At 44.0% G+C, this 18,478-nt stretch carries 16 protein-coding genes and 2 pseudogenes; 12 read left to right on the top strand and 6 right to left on the bottom strand.

Annotated elements, in window-relative coordinates:
- Positions 1-50 precede the first annotated feature (50 nt).
- The 3 genes from IM462_RS18450 to polA are packed head-to-tail and all read right to left on the bottom strand — an operon-like array spanning position 51 to position 3,456.
- Positions 51-299 carry a heavy-metal-associated domain-containing protein gene (locus IM462_RS18450; RefSeq protein WP_008206496.1) on the bottom strand — a complete coding sequence of 83 codons (249 nt, stop codon included), beginning with the start codon at positions 297-299 and terminating at the stop codon, positions 51-53.
- 36 nt (positions 300-335) lie between these two features.
- Positions 336-581 carry an NDH complex assembly factor CRR9 gene (locus IM462_RS18445; protein WP_002736270.1) on the bottom strand — a complete coding sequence of 82 codons (246 nt, stop codon included), beginning with the start codon at positions 579-581 and terminating at the stop codon, positions 336-338.
- 4 nt (positions 582-585) lie between these two features.
- Complete coding sequence (polA, locus tag IM462_RS18440) at positions 586-3,456, bottom strand: DNA polymerase I (protein ID WP_287699720.1); 2,871 nt, start codon at positions 3,454-3,456, stop codon at positions 586-588.
- 337 nt (positions 3,457-3,793) lie between these two features.
- Here polA and IM462_RS18435 point away from each other — a divergent pair, with 337 nt between their 5' ends.
- The 8 genes from IM462_RS18435 (at position 3,794) to IM462_RS18400 (ending at position 11,084) form a co-directional block, all read left to right on the top strand.
- Entirely contained in the window at positions 3,794-4,030 is a 237-nt protein-coding gene (locus IM462_RS18435; protein ID WP_002781452.1) for a hypothetical protein, read from the top strand.
- Positions 4,027-4,455: a type II toxin-antitoxin system VapC family toxin gene (locus IM462_RS18430; RefSeq protein ID WP_002781451.1), complete on the top strand. Its 429-nt coding sequence runs from the start codon at positions 4,027-4,029 to the stop codon at positions 4,453-4,455. The genes IM462_RS18435 and IM462_RS18430 overlap by 4 nt, the downstream gene beginning before the upstream one ends.
- A gap of 176 nt (positions 4,456-4,631) precedes the next feature.
- Complete coding sequence (locus IM462_RS18425; protein WP_287699719.1) at positions 4,632-5,558, top strand: UDP-glucuronic acid decarboxylase family protein; 927 nt, start codon at positions 4,632-4,634, stop codon at positions 5,556-5,558.
- Positions 5,559-5,603: 45 nt separating this feature from the next.
- Entirely contained in the window at positions 5,604-6,989 is a 1,386-nt protein-coding gene (locus tag IM462_RS18420) for a UDP-glucose dehydrogenase family protein (protein ID WP_287699718.1), read from the top strand.
- A 244-nt stretch (positions 6,990-7,233) separates the two neighbouring features.
- Entirely contained in the window at positions 7,234-7,917 is a 684-nt protein-coding gene (locus IM462_RS18415; RefSeq protein WP_002746178.1) for a Mo-dependent nitrogenase C-terminal domain-containing protein, read from the top strand.
- A 427-nt stretch (positions 7,918-8,344) separates the two neighbouring features.
- Entirely contained in the window at positions 8,345-10,033 is a 1,689-nt protein-coding gene (locus IM462_RS18410; RefSeq protein WP_287699717.1) for a SulP family inorganic anion transporter, read from the top strand.
- A 528-nt stretch (positions 10,034-10,561) separates the two neighbouring features.
- Entirely contained in the window at positions 10,562-10,780 is a 219-nt protein-coding gene (locus tag IM462_RS18405; RefSeq protein ID WP_002746174.1) for a DUF433 domain-containing protein, read from the top strand.
- A gap of 1 nt (position 10,781) precedes the next feature.
- A complete protein-coding gene (locus IM462_RS18400; RefSeq protein ID WP_159298016.1) occupies positions 10,782-11,084 on the top strand; it encodes a DUF5615 family PIN-like protein in 303 nt (100 codons plus the stop codon).
- Positions 11,085-11,216: 132 nt separating this feature from the next.
- On the opposite strand, the gene IM462_RS18395 is transcribed toward IM462_RS18400, so the two are convergent.
- On the bottom strand, positions 11,217-11,597 hold the full coding sequence (locus tag IM462_RS18395; protein ID WP_287699716.1) for a hypothetical protein: 381 nt from the start codon (positions 11,595-11,597) through the stop codon (positions 11,217-11,219).
- 175 nt (positions 11,598-11,772) lie between these two features.
- On the opposite strand from IM462_RS18395, the gene IM462_RS18390 reads away from it, so the two are divergent.
- Together IM462_RS18390 and IM462_RS18385 are read left to right on the top strand one after the other, a co-directional pair.
- Positions 11,773-12,270, top strand: a complete 498-nt coding sequence (locus tag IM462_RS18390; RefSeq protein WP_287699715.1) for a helix-turn-helix domain-containing protein — start codon at positions 11,773-11,775, stop codon at positions 12,268-12,270.
- A gap of 290 nt (positions 12,271-12,560) precedes the next feature.
- Positions 12,561-12,711 (top strand): annotated as a pseudogene (locus IM462_RS18385) (ISNCY family transposase); the annotation flags it as partial.
- 105 nt (positions 12,712-12,816) lie between these two features.
- Here the strand turns inward: IM462_RS18385 and cphA are convergent.
- On the bottom strand, positions 12,817-15,450 hold the full coding sequence (gene cphA / locus IM462_RS18380) for a cyanophycin synthetase (RefSeq protein WP_287699714.1): 2,634 nt from the start codon (positions 15,448-15,450) through the stop codon (positions 12,817-12,819).
- A 104-nt stretch (positions 15,451-15,554) separates the two neighbouring features.
- Entirely contained in the window at positions 15,555-16,409 is an 855-nt protein-coding gene (locus tag IM462_RS18375) for a cyanophycinase (protein WP_002737451.1), read from the bottom strand.
- A 372-nt stretch (positions 16,410-16,781) separates the two neighbouring features.
- Here IM462_RS18375 and trmD point away from each other — a divergent pair, with 372 nt between their 5' ends.
- Both trmD and IM462_RS18365 read left to right on the top strand, forming a co-directional pair.
- A complete protein-coding gene (trmD, locus tag IM462_RS18370; protein WP_130756548.1) occupies positions 16,782-17,477 on the top strand; it encodes a tRNA (guanosine(37)-N1)-methyltransferase TrmD in 696 nt (231 codons plus the stop codon).
- 284 nt (positions 17,478-17,761) lie between these two features.
- A pseudogene (locus IM462_RS18365) lies at positions 17,762-18,478 on the top strand (hemolysin); the annotation flags it as partial.

Here is an 18,478-nt window from a genome sequence, read left to right as displayed (position 1 = left end):
AGAACTACCCTGGATTTTTACCAGAGGTTTATTTTTAACGGGGGAGAATGTCAACCCTCACTCCCAGACTCAACAGTATGGCCGACTTCGCTGATCCATTGGGCAATTTCTGCGCGGGATGCGGTGGTTTCTACCGTGACGATTTTATTGGCTACATCCACCGATATTTGGGCTGCTGGTTGCTGATTATTAATCGCTTTAGTAATGGTATTAGCGCAACCTTCACAGGCAATACTAGGCACTTTTAGGGTAATTGTCATTGTTGTAACTCCAGTAACTTCATAGCTAAAAACTAGCATAAATTGTCAGGGGTAGCTGATTTTTTAAGAGTTTATTTACCATTTCAGCACTGCCGCTTCGATCCCCTGTTCCCGACGCAGTTTACTATCTTTTTCTAGCCATTGGATGACCTGTTTATGGGTTAGTTCTTCTAGGGTTACTCCCGTATCTTCGGCGATTATTTTTAGTAAGCGTAGGGAAGAAATCGTTAAACGAGTCAGGAATTTTTCGGGAGAAGTTAAGAGGGCAGCGTCCACATCTGCGGATTCTTCTGGGGTTAAAAATTGTCTGTTTTCGATCATAGTTTTATTTGGTTTCCATCCAATTGTCACCGGCTTTAATTTCTACCAAGAGAGGGATCGTCAAGGAGACAGCTTCTTCCATAGTCGTCTTGATTTTTGACTCTAGGGATGGCCATTCTTCCCTCGGTACTTCCAAGACTAATTCATCATGGACTTGCAGCAGTAATCTCGCTCGATAATTTTGCAGTACCTCGGCCAATTTTACCATCGCTACTTTAATAATATCAGCACTGGAACCCTGAATGGGCGCATTAGCAGCCGATCTTAATAATTGTGCTTCCTCGTTGTTGAGTTTGAGGCTATCTAAATCGATGTCGTGTAAGGACAGTCCCCGCAGTCTTTTTAAGAGGGGATTATCGAAGTTAAAATAACGTCTTCTGCCCAAAATTGTTTCCACATATCCCTGAGCGATCGCTTGTTTTTTGCTATTTTCTAAATACTCAAATACTTGGGCATAACGTTGATGATATTTTTCAATAAATTTTCTGCCCTGTTCTACGGTTAATTTCGATTCACGGGCGAATTTTTGCGCTCCCATGCCATAAATAACTCCGAAGTTAATTGTTTTTCCTAAACTGCGTTCTTCGGGGGTAATTTCCCCTTTATCAAAGAGCAATTGAGCGGTGACTTTATGAACATCTTGATTACTACGATACGCTTCTAATAAAACTGGTTCTTGACTGAGATGAGCGAGAATTCTTAACTCGATTTGTGAGTAGTCCGCTGATACTAATAAGTAACCATCTTCGGGGATAAAAGCTTGACGAATTCGTCTGGAAAATTCACTGCGAATAGGGATATTTTGTAGGTTAGGATTGGAGGATGATAAGCGTCCGGTGCTGGTGATGGTTTGATTAAAATCCGTATGCACTCGTGCGGTTTTTGGTTCGGCTAATTTCGGTAAAGCATCCACATAGGTGGATTTTAATTTAGATAAGGTGCGATGTTCAAGGATATAATCAATTAAGGGATGATCGCCTTGTAGTTTCTCTAAAACACTTTGATCGGTGGAGTAACCTGTTTTAGTTTTTCTGGATTTTTTGCGGTTGAGTGCTAATCGATCAAAGAGGATTTCACTTAACTGTTTAGGAGAGCTAAGATTAAAAGTTTCTCCGATGGATTCATAAGCTTTTTTTTCTATGTCTGCCAAGTCTCTTTCTAGTTGCTGGGATAAGTTTTTTAGATAATTGATATTAATTTTTATACCATAATTTTCCATTCGCCACAGCACCATCACTAAGGGAGATTCTACCTCTGAGAATAATTGATACAAAGGGGGAATTTTAGTTAATTCTGCCTGTAATTTTTCTCGAAGTAAATAGGTAGCATAGGCATCTAATCCACAGTAGTTAGCAGTGGTGTTAATATCTAAATCAGCGATGGTTTTTCCCGCAGGAATACCGAGACTTTTATAACTAAGAGAAGTCATACCGTCTAAATAGCGATCGCACAAATCTTCGAGATTATGAGTTAGTTCGGGATGGAGGACATAACTAGCCACCATAGTATCAAAAACTAGACCTTTAACGGTAATTCCTTGATGATAAAAAACATCAATATCAAATTTCGCATTTTGGAAGACTTTCGGATAATTATCACTGGCTAAAATTGGGCGTAATTTTTCGAGGACTATCTCTAGATTTAAATTATCACCGCTCTGGTGGCTTATGGGAATATAGGCCATAGAATTTAATTCTTTTCCCCAACAGCAACCGATCCCGACTAATTTGGCTACACGAGGATTTAAATCCGTGGTTTCGGTGTCCCAAGCGACGGGAAAATGTGGATTAGTGAAAGTTGTTAATTTTGCCAGTAAAGCATCTAACTTAGGAATAGTATCAATAATGTCGGGAGCAATTAGAACCGGTGGAGAAATAGGGGGTAAATCAAACAGAGACAATTGATTAGAATCAGCATAGCTAGTTAATTCTAGGGTAGGAGTGCCACCTAGATGCTGTTGAATTTGATCGAGTTTCTGGAGAATTTTCTTTAACTCTAATCTTGCCAATAAAGGTTGAACTAAACGCCGATCAAAACCTCGGAGACGAAATTTCTCTTCCTCGAGACTAACGGGGGCATCAAGGGCAATTTTGGCTAAATAGCGAGAACTTTCGGCGGCGGTTTTTCCCTCTAATAATTTAGTTTTTACCATTCCCTTAATCGATTCCAGATTGGTATATATATCGTCTAAGTTATCGTATTTTTTTAATAAATCTATCGCTGTTTTTTCGCCAATTCCGCGCACCCCGGGGATATTATCAGACTTATCACCGCAAAGAGCTTTAAAATCTACTACCTGTTTTGGTGTCACCCCTAACTTTTCCGTGACAGCTTGGGAATTAAATTCTGTATAACCCTGTCCCGATGTATTTTTGACCGCATTAATATCCAGATAGAGAACCGTGGTTTTTTTCTCCTCATCTACCAATTGGAACAAATCTCGATCGCCTGTTAAAATCTTGACCGTATAACCATGATCACCGGCTTGTTTTGCCAAAGTTCCTAAAACATCATCTGCTTCGTAACCGGGGGAAGTCACAATAGGAATATTCATCGCTGCTAAGAGACTTTGCAGATTAGTTAAATCGGGGCGAAATTCTTCGGGAGTTTCTTGCCGATTAGCCTTATAATTAACATCAGCTTCATGGCGAAAAGAAGGGACTGCTAAATCAAAAGCCACTGCTAAATAAGTGGGTTTTTGAGTTTCTAGTAACTGCAGCAGAGAATTTAAAAACCCAAAACAAACACTGGTGGGAATGCCGGTAGAAGTACGCAGAGGACCAGAACGAGACTTAGCAAAGGCATAATAGGCACGAAAAGCCAAAGAATGCCCATCGATCAGGATAAATAGCTTATTTTGCTCGGCACTGGTCATAATCTAGCCTCTTTAGTCCTATCAAAATAATACTAAATAGTGTATAAAATTTACATCCCCTATTTTGCCCGAATTTGCCTAAATTTGACAAGGGAGTTTCTTCTGTATTAGACTATAACAGATGCTGGCCTTGTTCTAACCTTAAATCTTTCTATCTCTTTACAGGCGGCGGATGCCTGTGCTACCAATTGCATCAATGTCATTTACAGGCATCCTGTTTGTACCACTAGGGAACTATCAGAAAAATGCGGATTACTGTAGGCTCTGTTTTAAAGCTGTTAGCGAAGGGAATTATGCTACACTAGCATCAATATCTAGTCAAAAAGGCTTGTAATTTATGACTCCTCATCTTTCTCTTAGCCAGATTATAGAATCTATCGATAAACTTTCTTTAGAAGAACAAAACCAATTATTTGAAAAATTAGCGCAGAAAAAACAACAACAAGAGCATCCACTGCTCAATATACCAGTTACACTAACCTATAATCCCCTCTTAGATGAAGTCATAGAGAGTATGGAAACCTATCGTCAAAAAGTTGACCAAGAAGACAGTCAACAAGTTGAAACACCGTGACTCAATATATATTAGATACCGATCATATAACCCTACTGCAAAAACTACATCCGAACTTAGTTCGGAGAGTAGCGTCTATCGATCCTGATGATACGGCTATAACAATTATTACTTTAGAAGAACAAGTAAGAGGATGGTTCAGCGTGATCAGAAAATACTCTCAAAGCAATCAATATGAAAAGTTAATCAAAGGCTATCAAGGTTTGAGAGATATAGTTAATTATCTGAGCAAATTTAAAATTTTGAACTATACTTTAGAAGCTCATTATCATTTCAGAGAATTACGGGAGCAAAAAATTCGTATAGGAACACAAGATTTAAGAATTGCAGCGATTAGTTTATCAGAAAACAGTATTTTAGTAACACGCAATTATCGTGATTTCTCTCAAATCCCTAATTTACGCCTACAAGATTGGACAATATAGAACTCTGTAGGGATGACTACGAAAATTGTTACATTTTTTAAGGATTACCCAGCCATTATTCAGCCATTAGCCTGGCATCGGCGATCGCTGATAACACCGCCTCAAAAAAAATATTTGCCAAAAAGCCAGCGTAAGGGTATTTTAAGAATAATTTTATATGAGTACTTTTCGATTACATGAGAATCCTAGTTACAGGCGGTGCGGGTTTTATTGGTTCCCATCTAATCGATCGCTTGATGGAACAGGGTCATGAAGTGATCTGTCTGGATAACTTCTACACGGGGGTGCGCCGAAATATCGTTAAATGGCTAGGAAATCCTTATTTTGAGCTAATTCGTCACGATATCACCGAGCCGATCCGTTTAGAGGTGGATCAGATTTATCACCTGGCCTGTCCTGCTTCCCCGATCCACTATCAATATAACCCCGTCAAAACGATTAAAACCAATGTTTTAGGGACCATGTATATGCTGGGCCTGGCTAAAAGGGTAAAAGCGCGATTTTTGCTCGCTTCTACCTCGGAAGTCTATGGCGATCCCGATGTGCATCCGCAAGCGGAAGAATATCGAGGCAATGTCAACTGCATCGGGCCGCGTTCCTGTTATGACGAGGGTAAACGGGTGGCGGAAACCCTGGCTTTTGAGTATTATCGGGAGCATAAAGTCGATATCCGGGTGGCTCGGATTTTTAACACCTACGGCCCGCGAATGTTGGAAAACGATGGTCGAGTGGTGAGTAATTTCGTCGTGCAAGCTTTGCGCGGTGAACCCCTGACGGTTTATGGTCAAGGTTCCCAAACCCGCAGTTTTTGCTATGTTTCTGACCTGGTGGAAGGGTTAATGCGTTTGATGAATGGGGACTTTATCGGGCCGATTAATCTCGGCAATCCCGATGAATACACAATTCTGGAATTAGCGCAAGTCATCCAAGGCATGATTAATCCCGATACCGAATTGGTCTATAAACCACTGCCAGAAGATGATCCTAAGCAGCGACAACCAGATATCACTCGTGCTAAAACCTATCTAGATTGGAGTCCCACTATTCCTCTAAATCAGGGTTTAAAAATGACGATCGAGGATTTCCGTTCTCGTCTAAGCTAATCCCTAATCAATAAATTTAACTTAATTGTCACTGGAGTGATTATCATGCGTGTTTGTGTTATCGGAACGGGTTATGTGGGTTTAGTCACTGGGGTTTGTCTAGCACATATCGGCCATCATGTTATCTGTATTGATAACAATGAAGAAAAAGTCAAATTGATGAAATCGGGACAATCCCCCATCTATGAACCGGGGTTATCGGAATTAATGCAGTCTTCGGCAGCCTCCGGCAATCTGGAATTCTCCACGGATCTAGAAGCGGGAGTTAAACACGGCGAAATCCTCTTTATCGCTGTTGGTACTCCTGCACTACCAACGGGGGAAAGTGACACCCGTTATGTGGAAGCGGTGGCCCGGGGTATTGGGGCCCATCTCAACGGTGGTTATAAAGTAATCGTCAATAAATCTACCGTTCCCATCGGTTCTGGGGATTGGGTACGGATGATCGTCCTCGATGGCGTGGCCGAGAGACAAAAAAATCTCGTGGCCGCTGGTGGCGGTATTAGTACACTAGAACGCATCGAAGCGGATTTCGATGTGGTCAGCAATCCCGAATTTTTACGCGAAGGTTCGGCAGTTTATGATACTTTTAACCCTGATCGTATTGTTTTAGGCAGTAACAACCCGAAAGCCATCGAAATGATGAAGGAATTGTACGCGCCTTTGGTTAAACGCCAATTTGCTGATGATCCCTCCTTGCCTCCCGTTCCCGTAGTGGTTACGGATCTCAGTTCGGCGGAAATGATTAAATACGCTGCTAATGCCTTCCTAGCCACCAAAATTAGCTTTATTAACGAAGTAGCTAACATATGCGATCGCGTGGGGGCCGATGTCACCCAAGTGGCTAAAGGTATCGGTTTAGATTCCCGTATCGGCAGCAAGTTTCTCTCGGCCGGGATCGGTTGGGGGGGTTCCTGTTTCCCCAAAGATGTGTCGGCTTTGGTACATACCGCAGAAGACTACGGTTACGAAACGGAATTACTTAACGCCGCTATCAATGTTAACAAACGTCAACGGACAATCGCGATCGAAAAACTGCAACAGGAATTAAAAATCCTCAAGGGTAAAACCGTCGGTTTGTTGGGATTAACTTTTAAACCCGATACCGATGATATGCGCGATGCTCCGGCTTTAACCATGATCGAACAGTTAAATCGTTTAGGTGCTAAGGTAAAAGCCTATGATCCGATCGTTTCCCAAAGTGGTTTAAGTCACGGTTTAAGCGGTGTGATTATCGAATCGGATCCGGAAAGATTAGCCGATGGTTGTGACGCTTTGGTGGTGGTGACGGAATGGCAAGAATTCCTCCGTCTCGACTACGGGAAAATGGTTAAAACCATGCGCGAACCCGTGTTAATTGATGGTCGCAATTTCCTCGATCCTGCGGTGGTGACAGCAGCCGGTTTCCGTTACCTGGGGATTGGCCGTTAATCCCAGCAATCCGCCTTTTTATCAGGACTGATGCGGTTGGGGAAGGGACAAGAAGCACCAACCCTTACCCCTGCTCCTAGGGGCGAAAATTGCCCGATTATGCCGCCTGAAAACCAAAAAATCCCTAGCTGACCATGGGGTTATTGGCTATAGTTAAATGATATGAACAGGAGCCACTAGAATCCGGGGGCGATGGGTAGAATTAAATTGAGAAACTAGAAATCAGTTTTAGCAATACATACCTATGGTTAGCTCTGTTCAATACCGCTACACTAACGAACAAGTTAGGGACTGGTTACGGGGATTACTGACAATTGCCTGGTGTGATGGGGATTATAGCACCAGCGAACAGGAATCGATCGCCCGTTTCGCTCACGAATTAGAATTAGATGACGACCACGTTCTCTATCAATCGATTAGTCCCGAAGAATTGGCCGCAAGTTTCGGTCATGACCCGAAAATATCAGAAAACTTCCTCCGCACGGCGGTTATGGTAGCGATCGCCGATGGCATTTATTCCCCCGCAGAAGCGCAATTACTGCGTAGTTATCGGGATGCTTTCGGGTTAGAAATCGAGGCCCTGTCAGCTTTAGAACATACTATCTGTGAAATTCCCGAAATTACCACAGAAGCGAATAAATCCGAGTTTATCAGTGCCGAACATCCCCACCCAGATCTGCTGCATCCCCTCAAAGACTGGTTAGATGGGGTAGAAATGCACGATCCGCGCTTGGCCCGGTTTATCTGCAAAATGGTTCCGCCTCAATGTCCTTTTGAACGCGATATCGTGCTGTTTGGTCATAAATTAGTCCATATTCCGCCTCTGTGCAAGTTAAATCCTCTCTACGAGCAATTAGTCGGTTTACGTTTCCGCGCCTTATCATACTTAGCCGATGATTGTCAAGAGGATATTTCCGAGTATATTTAGCCAATTTAACTAAAATTGCGGTTAACACGGCATAAATATCCTGCTGACAGAAAATATCTCAGCCTAAAGGCTTTTCCTAGCCAGGGCTGGCTGAATAAATCTAAAAACCTTGTTGGATAAGGCTTTTAGACTTTTTTCCCCTCAAAAAGTGCTGACCATTGGAGTGATCGGGGGTAAAATTCTGGGACTTTTTCCCTGAAAATTAGGTAACTGACTACCTCAAAATCGGTAAAACCCTACACCCGTTCGGCTGAGCTCACGGCCGAAGCCCACACCCCACACCCGTTCGGACCTCGGCGTGAGCTCGGTCGAACGCTGAGCTCACGGCCGAAGCCCACACCCTGCCCCCACCAACAAACTTTTTCAGCAGACCCTAGCTAATTCTTCCGTTAAAATTAGGTTAAGTCGCCGTTAAGAGAGAAAAACTATGAGTAAAAACTCCCGACGAGTCGATTTTCCTGATTTACCCGGGCTAAAAAACCTGCGCTCCTATCAATGGCAGTGGCTGGGCCGAGATATACTCGCCGGTGTCACCGTGGCGGCCTACGCTATTCCCCAGTGTATGGCTTACGGCGACCTGGCCGGGGTCGATCCCGTGGTGGGATTGTGGACTCTCGTGCCAGCCGCCCTAGTTTACGCCCTTTTCGGCTCTTCATCGCAACTATCCCTCGGACCAGAATCGACCACGGCAGTGATGACGGCGGCAGCGATCGCACCTCTGGTGAGCCTTCAAGGGGAAAATTACGGCAGTTTAGCGGCTTTTTTAGCCCTAATGGTCGGTTTAATCTGTTTAGTTGGTTATATCGCCCGCTTGGGATTTCTAGCTAATTTACTCTCCAAACCGATCCTAATCGGTTATATGGCGGGAGTGGCAGTGATCATGATTGCGGGACAACTGGGTAAAATTAGTGGTTTGTCAATCCGTGAAAATACGGTTTTTAAAGAAATTTTCGCTTTTTTCTGGGGAATAAACCAATGGCACTGGCCAACCCTTAGCCTAGCTCTATTGCTGTTACTATTTCTATTTGTCATCCAAAAATATTTTCCCAAAGCACCGGGTCCCTTGCTGGCGGTTTTACTGGGAACCCTCGCCGTCGCCACCTTCCATCTTGATGGAGAGGGGGTGGCAGTAGTGGGGAAAATTAGCAAGACTTTGCCCAATTTTGGCTTACCAACCCTAGATTTTTCCCAATTACTACCCCTAGTAACCGCGGCCGTCGGCATTGCCCTGGTGGGCTATTCCGATAACGTCTTGACCGCTAGAGCCTTCGCCGCACGTCATAACCAAGAAATCGATGCCAATCAAGAATTTTTAGCCCTAGGACTGGGGAATCTGGCGGCGGGTTTTTGTCAGGGATTTCCCATCAGCAGCAGCGCCAGTCGCACCGCAGTGGGCGATTCCGTGGGTAGTAAAAGTCAGCTTTACTCCCTGGTGGTGGCAGGGGTGGTGGTGGCGGTCATTTTCTTCCTCGGTCCGATACTGGCACTCTTTCCCAAGGCTGCTTTGGGTGCGCTGGTGATTTATGCGGCCTGTAAACTGGTGGATATTGCCGGTGCTAAACGACTAAAAAGCTTTCGCAATAGTGAGTTTAATCTCGCTGTCCTGACCATGGTGGGGGTGCTAACCACGGGGATTTTAAGCGGGGTTGCCATCGCCATCGGTCTCTCGGTTATCGATTTATTGGCCCGCATTACTCGGCCTGATGATGCGGTCTTGGGTACAGTCCCGGGGGTGATGGGTTTACACGCACTCCAGGATTGGCCAGAAGCGCAAACAATACCAGGGTTAGTTATCTATCGTTACGATGCCCCCTTATTTTTTGCTAATGCGGCCGACTTTAAACGTCGCGCTCTCAGTGCCATTGCCCGGGAGACAAAACCAGTAGAATGGTTTGTCTTGAATACGGAGGCCCTTGGGGAATTGGATAGTACAGCCGTAGAGATTCTTGAGGAATTAGCGGCAGAATTATCAAGACGGGGTATAGTTTTCGCTCTCGCTAGGGTTAAACACGATCTGTACTTAGAATTGCAACTTTCCCGCTTGTTAGATAAAATTAGCGAGGAGAGGATTTACTATACTTTGCCGGCGGCGATCGAAGCTTTTAAAAATCGTTAACTGATAGTTAGGGGTCGAGAAGGTCGTCGCCGACCTCCCCTCCCATAAAGAACCTACCCGTGCATAGTTTTCGGACTTTATTGAAATTAGCTGATAGAGTTGTCTAAGTTGGGCTTCCGTCGGTTGCATTTAGTCATTATCGGCTTGATTTTAGATTATTGTTCATTTTTAGCATCATTAACTGAAAGTCACTTCCCTAACCTATTTAGGGTTTGCTGAATAAAGGTGAAATGTAGGCAAGGTAAGGGTTTTGTGGCTTTTCTCGCGAAACAGGTGCAAGATTTTGAGAGAATCGTGCTTCAAAACCTTGCGTCTTCATCGGCCGGCGTCCTGTAGGGGCGAAGCATTCGGATAAAAAATCTACGGTTTCACCGATAGGTTATTGCCCGAATGCTTCGCCCGTACTTTGTCAGCAAACCCTATTTAGCATCAGTTTAACCCATTTTTCAAGAATCTAGGCTAGAATATGAAGACAAGACGTATTGCTCTGGGTTAATCTACTCTGTAGAAGCTAAGAAGGTAATCAAAATGGCTAAATATTCGCCTCTTATCCATGTATCTCCTGAAACTATGAGTGGTGTTCCTGTTTTTTCAGGTACTAGAGTTCCGATACAAACACTTTTTGATTATCTTAAAGCAGGAGAATCAATTGATGATTTTTTAGAGGGTTTTCCGACGGTAACAAGAGAACGAGTTATTAGCTTACTTGCAGAATTTGAAAAAGAGCTTATTGATAGGGTAGCGTGAAATGAGGCTTCTTTTAGATGAATGTATTGACCGAAGATTAATGAGGGAGTTTACAGGTTATAATATCAAAACTGTTCCGCAAATGGGATGGACTGGGATCAAGAATGGTCAACTGTTAGGTTTAGCTTCACAAGAATTTGATATTTTTATTACAGTGGATAACAATTTGCCATTTGAGCAAAATTTACCGCAGTTTAATCTAGCTATTATTATTTTACAATCACAATCAAATCGTTTGGTTCCTAAAGTTTTAGAAGTTTTGGCAACAGTAACAAAAGGAACAGCAACAGTAGTAAGTTTATAACAACCTATTTAAAATGAATTTAAGCCATTTTTCAAGAGTCTGGGCTAAGATATTAAGGCAATGCTGCATTACACTGCGTTAATGCAGTCTACAAAATTGGTGATCGCACTCGATGAGATGATAAAATATCAATTATTGAAGAACAAATCTATCTCCTCCATTAAATCGATAATATTTGATACCAGTTGCGTCATCTGTGACAGTAATACTATTAGGATCACATTTGCTCATTCCCGATGGACCACTACCACCACCAAAATTGAAAAAAGGAGCCATCGCTATACATTTTCCAGCTGACACAGGAACATAACAATAATCACCGCTAACTGAAGCACCAGATATATTAGGTTCAACTCTTTGTCTTTCATTAATAAACATAGGTCCCGTTTTACACTGATACTGACGACGAGATTGGCTAATTAAAATATCATTACTCATATTGTTTGCTTGTATGGGAGCAGAATGAATTAATCCCACACCAATGAACATACAGAGGATTTTAATGGCTCTCATAGTGAGTAGTTACTGCAAAAACAACCATAATAAGCAGAATCCTAACTAATAAGTTTAAACATTGTCAAGACGGAAAAAAACGGATATTGTCGGAAGTTTTGTTAACTATGTTTACAAATATCGGAAAATAACGGATAATGACGGTATTGTGTCTCCAAATCTTAACATTACTCCCATGGATACCCAAGAAGTCTTCTCACTTATTGATAATCTGGTTTTTGACCACACGGGAAAGCATCTCGATACATTGCAATTAGGGATTTTAAAGAACGTTTTTGATGGTCAGAAATATGCAAAAATAGCAGAAGAATATAATTGTTCTGAAGGTCATGCCAGAGATAAAGCCTATGAACTTTGGCGCATTCTTTCGGAAGTGTTAGGGGAAGAATTAAATAAATCAACTGTTCGATCAGCGATTGAAAGATTTATTACCACGAGTAGTACCAATAACATAGTAAATTCTGTAAAAATTGATCAGGTTACTTTTTGTCATAACCCTTCTAATAATCGAGAAATAGAAAATTATCATATTTATAAAACTGAAAACAATGTTATTAAAGCAAAACTAGAAACTGTTCCCAAACTAATAGGATTAGGATTAACGATCGAACAAATTGCTCAGGCTCTTGATTTAGATATACAATTAATTTTAGATAGTCTCAAATCAGAGTAACTTTGATAAATTTATCAAGATATGGATGTCAAGCTGCTTTGATACACAATTGACAAGGATAGGGAAATGGAGAAATTTCAACTAATACCCCAAAACTAAACCGCCAACCCCAACATCTAGAACTGCTATAGTTAAAAAATGCCTTGAATTATCTTGCTTAGTATCAAAAATAATGAGCGAATTAAGTCCCGTCGCTGCTAGATAAATTGAACGTTGAAGTTAAAGTCATCGCCTGAGTTTTTCCTATCTGCATTTGGCAAAATTTAGGGCGCGTTAGACGGCGACAATCTAGGAGTCGTCAATCAGCCAAAAAACTTTGGGGCCAGTTTACCTGGTGTTTATCGACAATTTGCTGTTGCTTACACAGACTTTTGGGAGTCCTATAAGACAGTAATTCCGAGTAAACGTCATCGACCAGTCGGAAGAAACTGGTCAAACTAATCCTATTGAAAGCTGTTTGGCATTTTATCCATGACTACAATGCACAGCAAAGCAAAGGATTAAGCCTCCATCACTACTACCGAATCACCACCTTTTTCCTAACTTCTAACCCTGATTATCGGTCAGGGGTCGATGTTTCTCGATCAAATCGATCGCCTGGGTGACACTTTCGGGGAAAATTACCACTAAACCACCCTCGGAAACCGTACTTAAAGCCTTCTCTAAAGCTTCCGTTTCATCGAGAATAACTTCCGGTCGCAAACTGGCATTTTCTTGGCTAATTCCCCGAAGAATTAAATCGGCCACTTCCCCCCGGCGGCGACCGCGAGTATCGTTATCTTCCTTAACAATAATCCGATCGAACATTTGGGCTGATAATTTCCCTAATAAAATTAAATCATCATCCCGTCGATCGCCAGGTCCGCCGACCACGCCGACTTTTTCGCCGGACCAATTGCCGACAAAACCGCCGACGGCTTCGTATCCGGCGGGATTATGGGCATAATCGATTAAAGCGTGATGGTGTCCCAAGTCAAACAGGTTCATCCTGCCGGGGGTCTGGGCCACGGAAGGTTTAAAAGTCCGCACCCCTTGGCGAATTAACTCGATATCGATACCCTGCACAAAAGTGGCTAAACAGGCGGCCAAGGCGTTAGCAATCATAAAAGGAGCCATTCCCTGCATAGTCACGGGAATATTGACTGCTTCCTCGATTCTCAGCGTCCATTCTCCCTCTAGAATCGACAGATAGCCATTCTCATAGATGGCGGCCATGCCACCGCGACGGATATGGTCGTGAATAATCGGGTTATCGGGACTCATGGAAAAATAAGCGACTCTTCCCTTGACTTTTTCGGCCATACTAGCGGTCAAGGGGTCATCGGCATTTAAAACCGCGTAACCCTCGGCGCTAACCACCTCGGCCACAACGCTTTTTACCTTCGCCATTTGTTCGATGGTGTCGATATCACCGATACCCAAATGGTCGGCGGCCACATTTAACACCACCCCCACATCGCACTGATTAAAGGCCAAACCCGATCGCAGGATACCACCCCGGGCTGTTTCTAACACAGCCATCTCCACTGTGGGATCCTTCAAAATCATACTGGCACTGTAGGGACCGGTGTTATCGCCCTTTTCTACCAGATAATCATCGATATATACGCCGTCCGTCGTGGTAAATCCGACTACTTTCCCCGTTTGCCGGCAAATATGAGAGATTAAGCGGCTAGTGGTGGTTTTGCCGTTAGTTCCCGTAATTGCCAGAATTGGCACGCGACTGGGAGTCCCGGGGGGGAATAACATATCGATAACTGGAGCGGCGATATTGCGGGGTAAACCGCGACTGGGGGCGACGTGCATTCGAAAACCGGGGGCGGCGTTGACTTCTACGATTACCCCGTCCACTTCTTTCAGGGGTTTGCGGATATCCTCTGTCACCACATCGATCCCGGCAATGTCCAAACCGATTAATTTTGCCACTCTTTGGGCGATCCAGACGTTTTCGGGGTGAATTTCGTCGGTACGATCCACAGCGATGCCGCCGGTGCTTAAATTAGCCGTGGCCCGCAGATAGGCGATCTCTCCGTGGGCTAAAATGCTGGTTAATTCATAGCCCTGTTTCTCTAGCACATTAAGGGCGGTTTTGTCAATAGTTATTTTAGTTAAAACGTTGGCATGACCGTCACCCCGGTTGGGATCTTGATTAGTAATTTCGATTAATTCTTCTATAGTTGAGCGCCCATCACCGACGACGTGAGCGGGGATCCGTTCGGCCACGGCGGCAACTTTGCCATTTATGACTAAAATTCGGTGATCACTGCCTTTATAGTATCTTTCTACGATCACGCTGCGGGTTTTCGAGGCGGCACTGGCTAGATCATAGGCTTCCTCTGCTTCCTGTTGAGTTTTAACATCGATGCTGATGCCCCGGCCGTGGTTGCCATCGAGGGGTTTAATCACGATGGGAAACCCTCCCACTTCCTCGATTGCCGCTGACAACTCATCCAAGTATTGAATCACCGTACCCCGGGGGACTGGAATGCCACCATCCTTGAGGATAGTTTTTGTGCCTTCCTTGTCACAGGCCAACTCAACGGCTAAAATCCCCGAAAAACTGCTTAAAGTGGCTTGAATGCGCTTTTGGTGAACACCATAGCCCAATTGCACCATGGCACGAGCGCTCAGGAGTAACCAGGGGATATTTCTAGCTTGTGCTTCTTTGACGATGGTTTCTGTACTCGGACCGAGGGAGGCATTATTGCATAAATCGCGTAAATCGGCTAAATCTTGGGCCAATTCTTGCTTAGGATAGGTTCCCGTATCGACAATCGATTGACACAAACGCACGGCAGCCCGACCCGCATAACGTCCCGCTTGCTCCTCAACGTACTCAAATACCACGTTATAGACTCCGGGGGTGGAGGTGCCTCTCGTGCGACCAAACCCGACGGGAGTTCCCGCCAATTCCTGCAATTCTAGGGCGATATGTTCAATGATGTGGCCCATATAAGTGCCAGTGCGGACTCGTTCAAAGAAACCACCGCGATAACCGGGGGAGCAGTAATGTTCGACTAAACTGGGAAGAACGTCGATTAATCCCTCGTAAAAGCCGGGGATTTCATTCGATGGCTTCTCTGCGAGCTCTTCGAGATCTAGACGCATAACAATGAGCTTGTCGCGACGAATACTCCAGTAGTTGGGACCGCGCAGGGTTTGGGTTCTGAGAATTTTCATGATGCTGGTGTTCGCTGTTGAGAAGCACAAAGAAGCCGTTGTTTATTGTCTGGTTTTCCGAGATGGGTAAACTGTTCATCGTGAACAGTTTTTCAGGAGTTTTTTTACCCCAATTTAGGGATCACTTGCTGTTTTTTGAGATGATAGCCATCACCGTAGGCAAGAATATGTACCCGCAGATTATGCAGACTCAGGGGTTCGTTTGCGGTGACGTGATGGTGGTTGGTGTGGGACATTTCCCTAGCATCAATTACCGTCACTGTACCGCAGCCGATTACCGTCATCGTGCCATCCCGTTCAAACATAGCGCAGGTATCCTCATCGATGCCAATTCCTAAACGTTCGGGATAACCAGAGATAGCACTCATTAGCCGGGCCATGCGGTTGCGATTGTGGAAGTGTTGATCGACAATGACTTCAGGAATGAGACCTAATCCCATGGCCATATCCACTAGGGCCCGATTAGGTGCTTCCCCGCTGCTGCCCCCAGCAATCATGTGATGACCCATAACGGCGGCCCCGGCGCTAGTTCCAGCTAGGGTTAATTCTCCCTGTTGCACTCTTTGTCTGATTCTTTCCATCAGGGGAGTATCGGAGAGCAAACCGCATAAACGCAGCTGGTCGCCTCCAGTCATAAATACACCTGTACATTCTTCGATGTAGGCCTGGAATTGGGGGTCTTCTCCCTGCACGCGATCGCGAATATCGATAACTTTGACGTATTTTGCCCCCATTTCCTCGAAAATCTTCTGATAGCGATCACCGATTAAAACTGGTTCTCTGGAAGCGGAGGGAACAATAGCGATCACTGCTTCGCTACCCCCAGCGCGATTCCAAAAGGTATGCAGTATCTCTTTACCGTGGACTTTATCCTCGGCACCTCCAATGACTAAAATCGCCGTTTTGAGAGATACGGGGGTAGGATTTTGGTGGTGTTGGGTTTCTAGCTCGATGATCATGTCACTGAACGAATAGACATTTTTAGGGATGGAAGGTTTTTCGGGAAGATGTACAGGTATCTTGATGTTATTTTCCCTGAACGGTTGACGGAAAAAAATGCGGTTTAGGAATATTTTTCGGGACATCAAGCAATAGTAGAGGCGATTTTAGCAATTTTCTTCGATCCACTGGCAATGACGGACTGTTAGTTAACTTTAAGTCTAGGCTAGACTTCGATCACTCAAGCTAGAGCCAGAAAAACCCCTAGACAGTACAGCATAGTCTATCATGTTATTGAGATAGACTAGCGCAAAATTAGCAAGATTTTAACCGATCGAACCGTGACACAATGATACATTAAACACTATCCCAGTCTAGGCCTTAATTTTCCCGTGCAGTTTGACATTATTACTCTCTTTCCCGATTTTTTTACTTCACCGCTGCAGTCGGGGTTGTTGGCAAAAGCTCTCGAACGCGACATCGCTAGGGTAAATTTGGTCAATCTCCGGGATTTTGCCCACGATAAACACCGTCGCGTCGATGATGAACCCTACGGTGGTGGTGTGGGAATGTTATTAAAACCAGAGCCAATTTTTGAGGCGATCGAGTCTTTAGAAATTTTACCACCCCGGGAGATCGTGCTGATGACTCCCCAGGGGGAACCTCTCAATCAAGCTTTACTGAAAACTTGGGCCAGTAGTTATCAGCAGTTAATTCTCATCTGCGGGCATTATGAGGGGGTAGATGAGCGGGTTTGTGAGCATTTGGTGACTAGAGAGGTATCTTTAGGGGATTTTGTCCTAACTTGTGGGGAAATCCCGGCTTTAGCGATTATTAACGGGGTGACGAGGTTGTTACCTGGGACGGTAGGTAAGGCAGAATCGTTGAAATTGGAGAGTTTTGAGGCAGGTTTATTGGATTATCCCCAATATACCCGGCCGCCGGTCTTTCGCGGTTGGCAAGTGCCGCCGGTTTTGCGATCGGGTAATCATCAGGATATCGCTGATTGGCGCTATCAACAACAACTCGATCGTACTAAGGAACGTCGTCCAGATCTCTGGCAAAAATGGCTAGAGGAACAGGATTAATCGCCAAAAATGCTCCCGTGGGCATGATGAATTATGAATGATAAATTATGAATATAGCGTTTCCCAAGCTAGTGAGGTACACCTATTTTTCTTCCCTTTTACCTCTTGCCTAAAACCCATAACTCTTGTACCTCAGCAGACTGAAAACCGCTATATATAGTTTTCCCGACTGTCTCAAGAAACCCGTTTTCTTGTAATAAATATTAATTTCTGTTACAGGGGTATTGAAAGATTGGGGATTGTTGGGCTAAAACTGTTAGCAATAAACCTCTGCTGTTAATGTCATGACTTCCTCTCTTTTGCCGATTCTTCCTGTTGTTGACGATGTTTTGTTTAATTTCGCTCAATCTGATGACTTTTGGGCAAATTTAGCCATCGCTTTTGGCACAAGTTATGATGTGGTTAAAGCGACGCAATTACGACAGCAGTGGAAAAGCCGAAATTTTAGTCAAATTCCCCCAATTGAGGTACTCAGTGATGAAGTTTTGGGGACGGCAAATGGTGCATATTCCAGCAGTACCAATAAGATTTATCTATCAGCATCTTTTTTAAATACGGCCTCGTCAGCAGCGATAGTTAATGTAATTTTAGAAGAGATTGGGCATTATGTGGATGCTCAAATTAATCCGGTGGATAGCGCGGGAGATGAGGGGGCAATTTTTGCGGAGTTGGTGCAGGTAAATAGTCTGGATGTGGCAACCTTAGACGCTTTACGAGCAGAGAATGACCAGACAACTATTATAGTAAATGGGGAAAGTATTCAAGTAGAACAGGCGAATTTCACGGGAACTAATGGGAATGATAATATTATCGGAACATCTGGGGATGACACTATTAATCCTTTACGAGGACAAGATAACGTCAATGGTGGGGATGGAAATGACCTATTAATTGTCAACTACTCCAGTAACACCTACGCAGGGACAACCACCTTTCCCGCAGGAATAAGTAGCAGTATTTTTGAGAGTGGTGGTGCTTGGAATGGTTCTTTTAGTGCCTAT

It is taken from the genome of Microcystis sp. M144S2, from assembly GCF_020246065.1.
Taxonomy (GTDB): domain Bacteria; phylum Cyanobacteriota; class Cyanobacteriia; order Cyanobacteriales; family Microcystaceae; genus Microcystis; species Microcystis ichthyoblabe_A.
Note: the sequence above shows the minus strand (reverse complement) of the source record. Positions and strands in the feature narration are given on the sequence as shown.

Coding starts and splice junctions, on each gene's coding strand:
- IM462_RS18450 (WP_008206496.1), bottom strand. CDS start 299: ATGCTAGTTTTTAGCTATGAAGTTACTGGAGTTACAACAATGACAATT.
- IM462_RS18445 (WP_002736270.1), bottom strand. CDS start 581: ATGATCGAAAACAGACAATTTTTAACCCCAGAAGAATCCGCAGATGTG.
- polA (WP_287699720.1), bottom strand. CDS start 3,456: ATGACCAGTGCCGAGCAAAATAAGCTATTTATCCTGATCGATGGGCAT.
- IM462_RS18435 (WP_002781452.1), top strand. CDS start 3,794: ATGACTCCTCATCTTTCTCTTAGCCAGATTATAGAATCTATCGATAAA.
- IM462_RS18425 (WP_287699719.1), top strand. CDS start 4,632: ATGAGAATCCTAGTTACAGGCGGTGCGGGTTTTATTGGTTCCCATCTA.
- IM462_RS18420 (WP_287699718.1), top strand. CDS start 5,604: ATGCGTGTTTGTGTTATCGGAACGGGTTATGTGGGTTTAGTCACTGGG.
- IM462_RS18415 (WP_002746178.1), top strand. CDS start 7,234: ATGGTTAGCTCTGTTCAATACCGCTACACTAACGAACAAGTTAGGGAC.
- IM462_RS18410 (WP_287699717.1), top strand. CDS start 8,345: ATGAGTAAAAACTCCCGACGAGTCGATTTTCCTGATTTACCCGGGCTA.
- IM462_RS18405 (WP_002746174.1), top strand. CDS start 10,562: ATGGCTAAATATTCGCCTCTTATCCATGTATCTCCTGAAACTATGAGT.
- IM462_RS18400 (WP_159298016.1), top strand. CDS start 10,782: ATGAGGCTTCTTTTAGATGAATGTATTGACCGAAGATTAATGAGGGAG.
- IM462_RS18395 (WP_287699716.1), bottom strand. CDS start 11,597: ATGAGAGCCATTAAAATCCTCTGTATGTTCATTGGTGTGGGATTAATT.
- IM462_RS18390 (WP_287699715.1), top strand. CDS start 11,773: ATGGATACCCAAGAAGTCTTCTCACTTATTGATAATCTGGTTTTTGAC.
- cphA (WP_287699714.1), bottom strand. CDS start 15,450: ATGAAAATTCTCAGAACCCAAACCCTGCGCGGTCCCAACTACTGGAGT.
- IM462_RS18375 (WP_002737451.1), bottom strand. CDS start 16,409: ATGATCATCGAGCTAGAAACCCAACACCACCAAAATCCTACCCCCGTA.